The sequence below is a fragment of the Streptomyces sp. NPDC031049 genome (genome assembly GCF_055571015.1).
The window spans coordinates 208,254-220,584 of sequence record NZ_JBVIGC010000009.1 but is presented as its reverse complement, the minus strand read 5'-3'; the positions used below and the strand labels follow the sequence as shown (position 1 = coordinate 220,584).

14 protein-coding genes are annotated in these 12,331 nt (G+C 75.5%); 4 read left to right on the top strand and 10 right to left on the bottom strand.

The genetic code is table 11. From position 1 onward, the window contains the following. Positions 1 to 188: 188 nt before the first annotated feature. On the bottom strand, positions 189 to 2,027 hold the full coding sequence (locus ACZ45Q_RS17690) for an HEXXH motif domain-containing protein (protein ID WP_468261634.1): 1,839 nt from the start codon (positions 2,025 to 2,027) through the stop codon (positions 189 to 191). Positions 2,028 to 2,087: 60 nt separating this feature from the next. Next, positions 2,088 to 2,303, bottom strand: coding sequence for a hypothetical protein (locus ACZ45Q_RS17685; protein WP_468261631.1), 216 nt, complete (start codon positions 2,301 to 2,303; stop codon positions 2,088 to 2,090). A gap of 256 nt (positions 2,304 to 2,559) precedes the next feature. On the opposite strand from ACZ45Q_RS17685, the gene ACZ45Q_RS17680 reads away from it, so the two are divergent. Then, positions 2,560 to 2,922, top strand: coding sequence for a CU044_2847 family protein (locus tag ACZ45Q_RS17680; protein WP_468261629.1), 363 nt, complete (start codon positions 2,560 to 2,562; stop codon positions 2,920 to 2,922). Between the two features lie 67 nt (positions 2,923 to 2,989). On the opposite strand, the gene ACZ45Q_RS17675 is transcribed toward ACZ45Q_RS17680, so the two are convergent. The 8 genes from ACZ45Q_RS17675 to ACZ45Q_RS17640 all read right to left on the bottom strand — a co-directional run bounded on the left by ACZ45Q_RS17675 (position 2,990) and on the right by ACZ45Q_RS17640 (position 10,445). Beyond that, on the bottom strand, positions 2,990 to 3,985 hold the full coding sequence (locus ACZ45Q_RS17675) for a LacI family DNA-binding transcriptional regulator (RefSeq protein WP_468261626.1): 996 nt from the start codon (positions 3,983 to 3,985) through the stop codon (positions 2,990 to 2,992). Between the two features lie 76 nt (positions 3,986 to 4,061). Next, complete coding sequence (locus tag ACZ45Q_RS17670; RefSeq protein ID WP_468261623.1) at positions 4,062 to 4,730, bottom strand: GntR family transcriptional regulator; 669 nt, start codon at positions 4,728 to 4,730, stop codon at positions 4,062 to 4,064. After that, positions 4,727 to 5,728 (bottom strand): proline racemase family protein, encoded by a 1,002-nt coding sequence (locus ACZ45Q_RS17665; RefSeq protein WP_468261621.1) that lies wholly within the window; start codon positions 5,726 to 5,728, stop codon positions 4,727 to 4,729. Before ACZ45Q_RS17665 ends, ACZ45Q_RS17670 begins: the two co-directional genes overlap by 4 nt. 13 nt (positions 5,729 to 5,741) lie before the next feature. Continuing rightward, complete coding sequence (locus ACZ45Q_RS17660) at positions 5,742 to 6,632, bottom strand: dihydrodipicolinate synthase family protein (protein WP_468261619.1); 891 nt, start codon at positions 6,630 to 6,632, stop codon at positions 5,742 to 5,744. Beyond that, on the bottom strand, positions 6,629 to 8,233 hold the full coding sequence (locus ACZ45Q_RS17655; RefSeq protein WP_468261616.1) for an FAD/NAD(P)-dependent oxidoreductase: 1,605 nt from the start codon (positions 8,231 to 8,233) through the stop codon (positions 6,629 to 6,631). The genes ACZ45Q_RS17660 and ACZ45Q_RS17655 overlap by 4 nt, the downstream gene beginning before the upstream one ends. Further along, positions 8,223 to 8,522 carry a (2Fe-2S)-binding protein gene (locus ACZ45Q_RS17650; RefSeq protein ID WP_468261613.1) on the bottom strand — a complete coding sequence of 100 codons (300 nt, stop codon included), beginning with the start codon at positions 8,520 to 8,522 and terminating at the stop codon, positions 8,223 to 8,225. The genes ACZ45Q_RS17655 and ACZ45Q_RS17650 overlap by 11 nt, the downstream gene beginning before the upstream one ends. Beyond that, entirely contained in the window at positions 8,519 to 9,670 is a 1,152-nt protein-coding gene (locus ACZ45Q_RS17645; protein WP_468261611.1) for an NAD(P)/FAD-dependent oxidoreductase, read from the bottom strand. The genes ACZ45Q_RS17650 and ACZ45Q_RS17645 overlap by 4 nt, the downstream gene beginning before the upstream one ends. A 115-nt stretch (positions 9,671 to 9,785) precedes the next feature. Then, the gene (locus ACZ45Q_RS17640; protein WP_468261609.1) at positions 9,786 to 10,445 is read right to left on the bottom strand and encodes an MmyB family transcriptional regulator; all 660 of its coding nucleotides are present in this window, start codon (positions 10,443 to 10,445) and stop codon (positions 9,786 to 9,788) included. A gap of 233 nt (positions 10,446 to 10,678) precedes the next feature. On the opposite strand from ACZ45Q_RS17640, the gene ACZ45Q_RS17635 reads away from it, so the two are divergent. From ACZ45Q_RS17635 to ACZ45Q_RS17625, 3 genes are all read left to right on the top strand, one after another. Continuing rightward, positions 10,679 to 11,335 (top strand): helix-turn-helix domain-containing protein, encoded by a 657-nt coding sequence (locus ACZ45Q_RS17635; RefSeq protein WP_468261607.1) that lies wholly within the window; start codon positions 10,679 to 10,681, stop codon positions 11,333 to 11,335. Between the two features lie 32 nt (positions 11,336 to 11,367). Next, positions 11,368 to 11,898, top strand: coding sequence for a toxin-antitoxin system, toxin component (locus ACZ45Q_RS17630; RefSeq protein ID WP_468261826.1), 531 nt, complete (start codon positions 11,368 to 11,370; stop codon positions 11,896 to 11,898). 192 nt (positions 11,899 to 12,090) lie between these two features. Then, positions 12,091 to 12,327, top strand: coding sequence for a hypothetical protein (locus ACZ45Q_RS17625; RefSeq protein ID WP_468261605.1), 237 nt, complete (start codon positions 12,091 to 12,093; stop codon positions 12,325 to 12,327). The last annotated feature ends 4 nt before the right edge of the window (positions 12,328 to 12,331 follow it).

Below are 12,331 nucleotides of genomic sequence, written 5' to 3'. Positions count from 1 at the left end.
GCGGTTCGCGCACGGGGCCGCGCGCCGCCGGGGCCTCCGCGTCCCCTTCCCGCGCTCGCGCGGGCGCCACGTCTGTTCCTGACGACCGTACGGCCCGCCGGGGGCCCTCGGCCGACGAGGAGGGGGTAGAGGCCGGCGAGGGGCCCGGCCCCGTCAAGGGGCCTGAGCCGGCCGAGGGCCCGGCCCCGTCAGGGGTCCTCGTCCACCGCGGCGGAGCGGCCGATCCAGTCGGCGATCGCCACCGGGTCGGGCGGTGCGCCCGGTCCGGTGCGCAGCTCCTCGGTCACCGCGCGGACCAGTTCCGGGCGGCGCAGCAGGGCACCGGCCGCGGTGGGCCGGCCGGAGTCGCGCAGGGCGAGCCCCAGCCCGGCCCAGGCGGACGCCGAGGCGGGATGCCGTGCCAGCACGTCCCGGTAGCGGCGGGCGGCGTCGTCCGCCGCGCCCCGCAGCAGGGCCACGTCGGCCGCCGCCAGGGCCGGGGGCCGGGCGGTGTCCGTGGCGTCGGCGGCGCGGTCGGCCAGCGTCCCGGGTTCGGTCAGCAGCACCCGGCGCAGTTCGCTGCGGGCATCGGGGGACCCGGGCCCGGAGTCCGGCCGCAGCCGGGAGGGCACCGGGGGCGCCTCCTTGGGGTCCGCGCCGCGCCGCCACGCGGCGGCGACCTCCCGCACCGGGCCGGGGTCCGGCCGCAGATGCCGGCCCCGCCACACCGCCCGCAGGTCGTGTTCCTCCGCGCGGGCCACCGACCGCGGCCGGTCGGGCACCGGCTCGCCGGCCCAGGCTCCGGCCTGGGCGGCCATCCGCGCGACGAACCGCCGCCCGAGGTCCGTCAGCGCCCCGCCCGCCGGGAGGGCGTCCAGCACCTGCGTGACCGCCCCGCGCCACACGGCGAACTCGAAGTGGGCGAGGTCGGCCGCCCGGCCGTCGAGGGCGGCGCGTTCGACCCGCCAGAAGTCGGCCACCCCGGCGAAGGCGTAGGCACCGTGCAGCGCGCCGGAGACGGGGCGCGGATCGCCGCGCCAGGGGGTGTACAGCAGCGGGCCCTCGCCGTGGGTGAGCCGGAGCTGGTGCAGCAGCCCGTTGAGGACGGAGTGCCGGGCCTCGTGCACCAGGGACACGGCGAGTTCCACGGCGTCCTGCGGCAGGGACAGCAGGGCGCTGCCGACGGCCTCGGTGTAGGAGGCGCTGGCGGTGCGGAACCGGGGTGCGGCCGGAAGGGGCACCAGTACCCGCAGGGTCCGGGCCACCAGCTGCGCGGCGCGCGGGTGCCGGGCGTGCAGCAGTTCGCCGGCCTCGCACAGCAGGTGCCGCCAGCGGTCCGCCTCGGTGCCGGTGAGCGAGGAGACGGCCGGGGACGGTCCGGTGCGGAAGTCCCGGTAGGGGTCGCCCTCCTCCAGCGCGAGGGGCGGGTCGTCCGGCAGGCGGCTCCAGGCGACGCGGCGCAGCGGATGCCAGGGCCCGCCGGCCGTGCGCAGATCGGCCGGCAGGGGCGTCGTGCGGTCACCGAGGACGAGCAGCGCGCAGCGGTCGCCGGACCGGCGGATGTGCAGGGTGGCGACGGCCGGTGCCGGCCGGGCCTGGGGTGCGAGCTGGAGGCGCCCCAGGGTGGGGAGGGTGAGCGCGTCGCCGTACACCGGCAGGCGCAACGTTCCTGCGACGCCGGCGCGCAGTGCTCCGGCGGCGGCCAGGCAGTGCAGGTAGCCCAGTTCGGCCCACAGCGGTGGCGCGCCGCCGGTCCCGTCGTCCGTTCGGCCACCGGCCCGCAGGCGCTCCAGCATGCGCACCGCCCAGGTGCCGGTGCCGGGGTGTTCCAGCAGGTCGACGACGACGTCCGGACGGGACCGTTCCACGCGCAGCAGCAGGTCCATGGCGGCTTCCGGGCGCAGCGGCTGCGGTGCGGCGGCGGGCTCCCCCGCGGCGTCCACCACGGCGCGCAGCATGAGCATGCGCCGGCTGCGTTCGACCGCGCGCATCCGCTCGGCGGTGGACGGCGCGACGAGTCCGGCGGCCGTCTCGTCGAGATCGGACACCGGCGTGCGGTGGGTACCGAGCCCGGTCCGGCTGCCGGCGGGCGGATTCGTCATCCGGCGTCAGGAGGGGAGGTCGTCGTCGCCGCAGTCGGCGGCCAGGTACGGACTGCCCGCTCCCCCGCTGGCGCTCTGCAGCGCCGGTGTCTCACCCAGGCGCCGCACGAGGGTGTGCAGCGCGTCCACGAACCGGGGGTCGTGGGAGGTCATCACGTCCTGGAGCCCACATCGGCTGAGATCGACGAGATCGGTCTCGAACTCGGTCGCAGAAGTCGTCACGTCCCGCTGCCCCCTAGTAGCTGTGTCGAAAGTGGTTGCTTCGCGTCCACGGGCTCCCTCTCATACTGACCGTTCGACTGCCGCACCGAAAGAGCACCTGGCAGCCACATGGGCCGGAAGTGGATTGTTTCCGCCCGGAGTTCAGGTCGGCATCGTCCTGTCCGAGGGCGACTTCGCGGGGCCTTCCGGACGATTCGCGCGGTGCGCCGGTGGGCACAGAGAACCCGTCGGGTCACCGGGACGGACGGGGGAGCGCATGGCCGAGTTGCTGCGGTTCGAGCTGGAGGACGGTGGCACCGTCGTGGCGCAGGTGGACCACCTCGACGGCGGGGTGGTCGACGCGACCAGCGCCTCCGACCTGGTGGCGCGGGCCACGGGGTCGTTCGAGTCGGCGCTGGAGGGCGTGCGCCGGGCCGCCGCCGCGACGCTGAGCCGGATGAGCGCGCTTCCGCAGCGTCCGGACGAGGTCACCGTCGAGTTCGGCATCCAGCTCGACGCCGAGGTCGGCGCCGTCCTGGCCCGCACCGGCGCGCAGGGGCATCTCCAGGTCCAGGTGACCTGGCGCCGGACGCCTCCGGAGGGCGGGGAGTCCGCCGGCGGTGCGGCCCCGTCCCCTTGACGCGTCGTTCGCAAGATGTCGCGCGCGGCCCGGAAACCGTCGACAGGCGGGCGGACGGGCGCGGCGGCTAGTCGCGAGGGGCCTGGGCGGTCGAGCCGCGCACCACCAGCTCCGGTTCGAACAACAGCTCCTCGGCCGCCACGGAGCTGCCGCTGATCTGCGCGTTCAGCAGTTCCACCACGGCCCGGCCCATGGCCTCGATGGGCTGGCGCACGGTGGTGAGCGGCGGTTCGGTGCAGTTCATCAGCGCCGAGTCGTCGTAGCCGACGACCGAGATCCGGGCCGGCACGTCGAGTCCCTTGCGGCGGGCGGCCCGGACGACGCCGAGGGCGAGGGGGTCGCTGGCGCAGATGAAGCCGGTGACGCCCTGTTCGATGAGCCGGACGGCCGCGGCGTGGCCGCCCTCGATGGAGAACATGGTCCGGGCGACACGCTCGTCGGGCAGCTCGCCCAGGGCCCGCGCGGCGGCCAGCTTGCGCCCGGAGGGCATGTGGTCGCCGGGGCCCAGCACCAGGCCGATCCGTTCGTGCCCGAGCGAGGCCAGGTGCCGCCAGGCCTGCTCGACCGCGACGGCGTCGTCACAGGAGACGCCGGGGAAGCCGAGCTGGTCGATGCCGGCGTTGACCAGCACCACCGGGATGTTGCGCTCGGCGAGCCGCCGGTAGTGGTCGTGGGGCGCGTCGGCCTGGGCGTACAGCCCGCCGGCGAAGACGACGCCGGAGACCTGCTGCTGGAGGAGCAGGTCCACGTAGTCGGCCTCGCTGACGCCGCCCTTGGTCTGGGTGCACAGCACCGGGGTCAGCCCGAGCTGGGCCAGCGCCCCGCCGATGACCTCGGCGAACGCCGGGAAGATGGGGTTCTGCAGCTCGGGCAGGACCAGGCCGACGAGCCGGGCGCGTTCGCCGCGCAGCTGGGTGGGCCGCTCGTAGCCGAGGACGTCGAGGGCGGAGAGCACGGCCTGGCGGGTGGCCTCGGAGACACCCGGCTTGTCGTTGAGCACCCGGCTGACGGTGGCCTCGCTGACCCCGACCTTCTTCGCCACCTCGGCCAGTCGTCGCGTCATGGCCGCAAGCGTAGCGCAAAATATGCAAGCTGCTTGCGTAACGGGGTGCGGGGCCGGGCCCGGACCGGGGACGGGCTCATGGGGCGGCCCACAGTCCGCGGACATGCCCCAGGTGCCGGGTCATCACGGCCCGTACGGCGTCCTCGTCGCGGGTCAGCAGCGCGTCCAGGATCTCCAGGTGCTCCTCGGCGGACGCCTCCAGGCGCCCCTGTTCCACCAGTGCCGTCAGCCCGTACAGCCGGGAGCGGCGGCGCAGGTCCCGCACCACGTGCACGAGGTGCTCGTTGCCGGCGAGCGCCAGCAGGCCCAGGTGGAAGCGGAGGTCCGCCTCGACGTAGGCGATGAGGTCGCCGGCCGCCGCGGCGGCGACGATCTCCTCGGCGACGGGGCGCAGGGCCGCCAGGGCGTCCGGGCCGGCGGTGGTGGCGAGTCCGGCGGTGGTCGGGATCTCGATGAGGGACCGGATGTGCGTGTACTCGTCGAGCTGCCGGTCGGTGACGGCGGTGACCCGGAAACCCTTGTTGGGCACCGTGTCGACCAGTCCCTCCTTGGCGAGGTCGAGCATGGCCTCGCGCACCGGGGTGGCGGAGACGCCGAAGCGGGCGGCGAGTGCGGGCGCCGAGTGGACTTCGCCGGGGCGCAGTTCGCCGGCGATCAGCGCGGCGCGCAGCGCGTCGGCGACGCGCTCGCGGTGACTGGGTTTCCTGCCGCCCAGGACGGGCAGCGCGGGGCCGTTGCGGTTCACAGGACGAAGCCTGCCGGGAAGGGGTCGGCCGGGTCCAGCAGGTACTGGGCGGTGCCGGTGATCCAGGCGCGGCCGGTGAAGCTGGGCAGCACGGCCGGTCGGCCGGCCACCTCGGTGGTGCCGTGCAGCCGGCCGGTGAACCGGGTGCCGATGAAGGACTCGTTGACGAACTCGGTCTCCAGGGGGAGTTCGCCCCGGGCGTGCAGCTGGGCCATGCGGGCGCTGGTGCCGGTGCCGCACGGGGAGCGGTCGAACCAGCCGGGGTGGATCACCATGGCGTGCCGTGAGTGCCGGGCGGTGGAGCCGGGGGCGTAGGCGTGGACGTGGTGGCAGCCGCGGATGGAGGGGTCCTCCGGGTGGACCGGCTCGTCCTCGGAGTTGATCGCTTCCATGAGGGACAGGCCCGCGGCGAGGATGTCGTCCTTGCGGGCCCGGTCGAAGGGCAGGCCGAACCCGGCCAGCGGCAGGATGGCGTAGAAGTTCCCGCCGTAGGCGAGGTCGTACGTCACCGTGCGGCCGTCGGGCAGGGTGGCGGTGCGGTCCAGCGCGACGGCGAACGAGGGCACGTTGCGCAGGGTCACGGCGGTGGCGGCACCGCCCCGGACCGCCACCTCGGCGACGACGAGACCGGCCGGGGTGTCGAGGCGGATGGTGGTGACGGGCTCGGTGACCTCGACCATGCCGGTCTCGACGAGGACCGTCGCCACCCCGATGGTGCCGTGGCCGCACATCGGCAGGTAGCCGGAGACCTCGATGTAGACGACGCCCCAGTCGCAGTCGGGGCGGGTCGGCGGCTGGAGGATCGCGCCGCTCATCGCGGAGTGTCCGCGCGGTTCGTTCATCAGCAACCGCTTGACGTCGTCGCGGTGTTCGCGGAAGTACAGCCGCCGTTCGTTCATGGTGGCGCCGGGGATGGTGCCGATCCCGCCGGTGACGACGCGGGTCGGCATGCCCTCGGTGTGCGAGTCGACGGCGTGCAGCACGAGCTTGCTGCGCATGGTCCGCTCCCTCCTACGCGGGCCGGGCCGCGAGGGCCTTCTCGGTGGCGGTGCGCACGGCCGCCTCCTGCTCGGGCGGCAGCGGCATGCGCGGCGGGCGGCAGGGCCCGCCGTGCCGTCCCGCGACATCCATGGACAGCTTGATCGCCTGGACGAACTCGACCTGGGAGTCCCAGCGCAGCAACGGGTGCAGCCGGCGGTACAGGCGGACGGCGGTGGCGAGGTCGCCGGCGACGGCGGCGCGGTACAGGGCGACGCAGTCGGCGGGCAGGGCGTTGGGGTAGCCGGCGACCCAGCCCTTGGCGCCGGCGAGCGCCAGCTCCAGCAGGACGTCGTCGGCGCCGACCAGCAGGTCCAGTTCGGGGGCGAGTTCGGCGATGCGGTAGGCGCGGCGGACGTCGCCGGAGAACTCCTTCACCGCGCGGACGTGCCCCTCGGCGTGCAGCCGGGCGAGCAGTTCGGGTACGAGGTCGACCTTGGTGTCGATGGGGTTGTTGTACGCGACGACCGGCAGGCCCGCCCTGGCCACCTCGGCGTAGTGGGCGACGACCGAACGCTCGTCGGCGCGGTAGGCGTTGGGCGGCAGCAGCATCACCGCGGCGCAGCCGGCGTCACGGGCCTGCTCGGCCCAGCGGCGTGCCTCGGCGGAGCCGTAGGCGGCGACGCCGGGCATGACCCGGTCGCCGCCGATCGCGGCGACGGCGGTCTCGACGACCTTCGTGCGCTCCTCGGGGGTGAGGACCTGGTACTCGCCGAGCGAACCGTTGGGGACGACGCCGTCGCAGCCGTTGGCGACCAGCCAGGAGCAATGCTCGGCGTAGGCGTCGTGGTCGACGGAGAGGTCGTCGCGGAACGGGAGGGCGGTGGCGACGAGGACGCCGCGCCACGGTCGGTGGTCGGTCATGAGGGTCCTTCCTCGGGGTGCTGGTCGGTGGCCTCGCCTTCCGCGGCGCGCGGCCGGGTGGCGACGCCATCCCGGGCGGGCGGGCCGGCGGCCTCGCCTTCCTCCGCGTGAGGGTCGCCGTCCGGGTCCTGCTCGGTGGGCAGGCCGACGGCCGCGGCCTTCTCCGCGTGCGGACCGGTGGCGACGCCGTCCCCGGTGTGCCGGTCGTCGTCCGCGTCGTCCTCGGTGGGCAGGCCGGCGAGGACGCCCAGTGGGACGGGGCGGGCGAACAGCCGCCGGGGCGGGGTGTCCGCGCAGCCGGCGAGTGACGCCACCGCCGGGCCGCACACCCGGCCCTGGCACCAGCCCATGCCCGCGCGGGTCAGCAGTTTGACGGTGCGGGTGTCGCCCGCGCCCAGGTCGAGGGCGTCGCGGACGGCACCGGCGGTGACCTCCTCGCAGCGGCAGACGACGGTGTCGTCCGTGACCTGGTCGGTCCAGTGCGGGGAGGGAGCGTAGGCGGAGTCGAGGGCCGCCGCCGCGCGGCGCAGACGCCGGCGGGCGGCGAGGGCCGCGGGCGCCGGATCGCACGGGGCGCCGCGCAGCCGTGCGGCGATGGAGCGGCCGGCGATGTGGCCCTCGGCGAGCGCGAGACCCGCACCGCCGATGCCGCTCGTCTCCCCGGCGGCCCAGACCCCGGGCACCGTGGTGCGCTGCTCGGCGTCGACGGCGACGGCCGTCCCGTCGAGGGCGCAGCCGAGGCCGTCGGCGAGGTCGGTGTGCGGGAGCATGCCGTGGCCGACCGCCAGGGTGTCGCAGGCGAGGTGCCGTTCGGTGCCGGGCCGTACGCGGCCCGCGGTGTCGAGGGCGGCGACGGTGACGCCGGTGAGCCGGTCTCCCCCGCCGTCGGCTGCGCCGGTCCCCCCGCCGTGGGCGCGGACGACGGTGTGCCGGGTCAGCAGGCGGACGCGGTGGCGCAGCAGCCGGGCGGCGTGTCCGGCGCCTTCCGGGAGCTTGCCGGCCAGGGCGCGGGCGTGCCGGGGGAAGCGGCGCGGGTCGGCGGACTCGACCAGGGCCGCGACCCGTACGCCCGCCGCCGCCAGTCCGTCGGCCACGGGCAGCAGCAGCGGCCCGGTGCCGGCCACGACGGCGGTCCGTCCCGGGACGACGAGGGCCCCCTTGAGCATGGCCTGGGCGCCCCCGGCGGTGATCACGCCGGGCAGGGTCCAGCCGGGGAAGGGCAGCACCCGCTCGTAGCCGCCGGTCGCCAGCAGCACGGTGTCGGCGTGCACCACGGCCGGCTCGTCCTGCCCGGGGCCGCGCAGGGCGTGCACCGCGAAGCCACCGGAGGGCCGCCGCTCCACGCACCAGACATGATGCTCCGTCAGGACCCGCACGCCGCCGGCGGCGAGGCCGTCGCGCAGCCGCTCCCAGGTGCGCCACTGGTGGTGCAGCGCGCGGGCGTGCCGTGCTCCCAGTTCGGCGGCGGGCTGCCGGAAGAACTGGCCGCCCGGACCGGCGGCGGCGTCGACGAGCGTGACGCGCACCCCGCGCGCGTCTGCCGCCAGGGCCGCGGCGAGGCCGGCCGGGCCCGCGCCGATCACCGCGAGGTCACTCCGCATGGCCGGTCCCCTCCTGGGTGCCGATCACGGCACCGGGCCGCGCGGGCACCAGGCAGGCCCGCTGGTTGGGCCGGCCGTCGACGGTGACCAGGCAGTCGAAGCAGACACCGATCCCGCAGAACACGCCCCGCGGGCCGCCGGTGCCCCGGGTGGTGCGCCAGGAGGTGACACCGGCCGCCCACAGCGCGGCGGCGACCGTCTGGCCGGGCAGGGCCCGGATCTCCCGGCCGTCGAAGGTGACGGTGAAGGGGGGGCCGGGTCGGGCCCGGGCGAGTCGGAGCGGGTTCACACGCCCTCCTCGGGGAAGCGGTCGGGGCGGAAGGGTGCGGGGTCGAGATCGGGGCGCGTGCCGGTGAGCGCCTGCGCGATCAACCGGCCGGTGCCCGCGGCCAGTCCGATGCCGGCGCCCTCGTGGCCGCAGGCGTGCAGCAGGCCGGGGGCGCGCGGGTCGGGGCCGATCGCCGGGAGGTGGTCGGGCAGATACGGCCGGAAACCGGCGTACGTCCGCATGGCCCGTACGCCGGTCAGGAACGGGAAGAGCCGCGTGGCACCCGCCGCCAGGGCGCGCAGGGCGGGCAGCGACACGGTGCGGTCGAAGCCGACCCGTTCCCGGCTGGCGCCGATGAGCACCGGTCCGGCCGCGGTGCCCTCGACCACCGGCGAGGTCTGGAGGGCGGCCGAGTCGCTGGCCACGTCGGCGACGTAGTCGGCGGCGTACACCTTGTGCCGGATGCGGCGCGGGAGCGGCTCGGTGACGAGGACGAAGCCCCGCCGGGGCCGCACGGGCAGGTGCACCCCCGCGCGGGCGGCCAGGTCGCCTCCCCAGGTGCCGGCCGCGTTGACGACCGCGGGGGCGTGCAGGTCCCCTCGGTCGGTGCGCACCCCGCGCACCGCGCCGCCGGGCCGGCGCAGCACCTCGGTCACCGTCCGGCCGGTCAGGAGCCGGGCCCCGGAGGCCCGCAGCAGGTGGGCGGCGGCCAGGGCGGGCATCACCTGGGCGTCCTGCGGATAGTGCACGGCGCCGGCGAGGCCGGGGGCCAGCTGCGGTTCCAGGTCGGCCAGCCGGCCGGCCGGGACGGCGACCGCCTCGACGCCGGCCGTCCGCTGGGCGCCGGCGAGGGCTTCGAGACCGGCGAGGGCCCGCTCGGTCCGGGCGACGACGACCCCGCCCTTCGCCTCGTACTCGACGGCCGCGCCCATCTCGTCGGCCAGCTCCCGCCACAGGCGCAGGGAGAGCAGGGCAAGCTCCAGCTCGGGTCCCGGTTCCTTGTCCGAGACGAGGAGGTTGCCCTCTCCGGCTCCGGTGGTGCCGCCGGCCACGGAACCACGGTCCACGACGGTGACGGTGAGGCCCGCGCGGGCGGCGTACAGGGCGCAGGCGGCGCCGACGACTCCGGCGCCGACCACGACGACATCGCAGGTCAGCGGCTCGCTCACGACAGTAATATGTCACACAGCACTCTAGGGCGGAAGGGTGCCGACGCCGTCGGCGCGCTGACGGGGCACCCGGCCGGAGTGAAGCGCTCGGCCCGTCGCGGGGCGCGGCGGGCGTTCAGTCGGCGGGCGGGACCACCCTCAGGTGGCCTGCCGGACGCCGGGTGCCGCGGCGGCGCGGCGGCGCGGAGGGCGCCTCGCGCAGGACCAGTGTCAGCCGGGTCCAGCCCAGGTCCTGAAGCGCCCTCGGGGTCTCCACCACGACGCGGCACTCGGTGACCCCGCGGCGCGGATCGGGGTGGACCAGCGGCCGTACGGCACCGTCGGGGTCGACCGCCTCCACGCCGACCGCGCGGATCCAGTGCGGCAGGCCCTGCCGGTAGGCGGCCTCCATGATCGGGTCCTGGGCGATGTCGCGGCGGATCGTCTGGAGCACGTGGTCGTGGCCGTGGCGCTCCAGCGCGTTCGCGAACTGCGCCAGCATCGGCAGGAACCAGCTCGACTCGTGGTCGCCGAGGACGTTGGCGGCGTCCGGGTGGAACAGCACGAAACGCAGGAAGTTGTCGCCCGGCATGGCCGTCGGGTGCCCTCCGACGTCCCGGAACAGCGCGCGGAAGGCACTGTTGTCCAGCACCACGTCCCAGCGGTGGTCGACGACGAGGGAGGGGAAGGTGACGGCTTCCAGGAGCGCGGCGTAGTCCTGGAGGTACGCCTGAGCGTCGGGAGTCGTGGGGCAGGGCCGCGGTGCCGGCCGCTGCCCTCCTGCCTGAAATGCCATCGGGAGGTCACCCCTCTTGCCTATGCGGCCTTCACGCGGCGCCCCGATCCTGGTGCCCCCACGCAAGGCATGTCAACTATCGTGGCATTTCATGCCGGTTGACGGCTGAAATTGGCCACAGTTGTGGCGAGACCTGGATGCGAGTTCGAACCACCCGCTACTCTCCGGGAAGTTCACGGCAACCCGCTTGTGAGAAGCCTGTGAGTCCTGTGAGAGACGTAGGAGATCTGTCGGTGACAGGTGGCTTCGAGGGACCCGGCACCACGCCGACGGCCGCGCTCCAGGCCGTGGTCGCCCGTGTCACCGCACTCGCCGACCGGCTCGGCGTACCGCACGCCGAGGTCTTCGACGTCGGCCGCCTGTCGGTGGCCTCCGGTGTCCCCGAGCCCGTGGTGGGAGCGCTGCTGTGCGGCCGGCCGGCGGGCGAGCCCGATGTGCAGGCCAGGTTCGTGCAACGGCTGGACCTGCTGCGCCGCACCCGGCTCAAGCCCAACGGCCGCAAGTACACCCAGCAGGAGATCGCCGACGGCGCGGGAATGTCCCGGCAGCAGGCGGGCGCGCTCATCAACGGCGACCGGCGTCCCACCATGGAGCACTGCGACGCCATCCAGCGCTTCTTCCGGGTGCACGCCGGATTCCTCACGGCGGAGGACCCCGAGGCGCTCGCCAGCGTTCTCCAGCACACCGAGCAGGAACTCCTGCAAAAGCTCGCCGACCGCGAGCGGGAGACGGCCGCGGTGGCCGACGACCCGCTGGAGCGGCTGCTCCAGGACCACGGCGTCCGCGGGATCGCCTGGCGCGCCGCACAGCTGCCCACCGACCAGCACCGCGACAAGGTCGCCGAGTGGCTGGACATGCTGCTGGAGAGCGTCAAGCGGCCCGAGTCGTGAGCCTGGGGAGAGACGTGAGCATCGACAGGGAGATGCGCCGCCTGTGCGGTGAGCTGGTCGCGGAGCTGACGCTCGACGCCCCGGTGCCGCCCGCCGACCTGTACGCCGCGCTCTGCGGGGCGATGAGCCGGCGCCGCGGCCGGCCCGTGCTCTTCCGCACGGCCGCGTTCCCGCCCGGCACGGCCAGCGGGCTGTGGCTGGACATGGCCGACCAGGACCTGGTCGTGGTGGAGGAACGCACCGCGCCCAACCACCAGTTGGTCATCCTGGGGCACGAGCTGTGGCACATGAAGGCCGGGCACTGCGGCCACCGGACCGAGGGCGGCGCGGTGGCGGCCCGGGTGATCGGCGACCAGCTCGACGAGGACGCCCTGCGGGCGACCGTACGGGCGGTGGCCGCCCGGACCCGCTTCGACCAGGCGGAGGAGAACGAGGCCGAAAGCTTCGGGCTGCTGCTGGCCAGCAAGTGCCGGACGTGGCTGGCGGGCTCGTCGCTGCGGGGACCGGTGCAGCGGGACCACCTGGCGGGCCGGATCGAGGCTTCGCTGGGCTATCTCGGCTAGTCCGGCGGCCCGTTGGCCCTCGGGGGGCGCGGGGGGGGGCGGCGCGCATCGGGGAGGCGCGGCGCGGACCCGCCCGAGTGGGCGAATCGGCGTGCTGTTCGGCGGCATTGTCAGTGGTGGGCGGCAAGCTGGTGGGTGGCGTCGCCGTGCGGGCGGCGTGCTTCGTTGCCGTCGTTTGGGGAGAGCCGACCGATGACCACCGCCGTGCTGACCGACAGCGAGCGCACCGCCGTCCAGGCCTATCTGCGGCTGCTGCACACCGTGCGGGCCGCCTTCGACACGGCGGCCGGCCCGCCGGACGGCCACGGCCCCGCCATGGTGCCGCCCGCCGTGCTGGCCGAGGCCGAACAGGCGCTGTCCGCAGCCGGCCTGACGGGCAATGAGGAGGAGTTCTTCCGGATGCTGGCGAGCTGGTGCCCCCGTGCCTGACAGG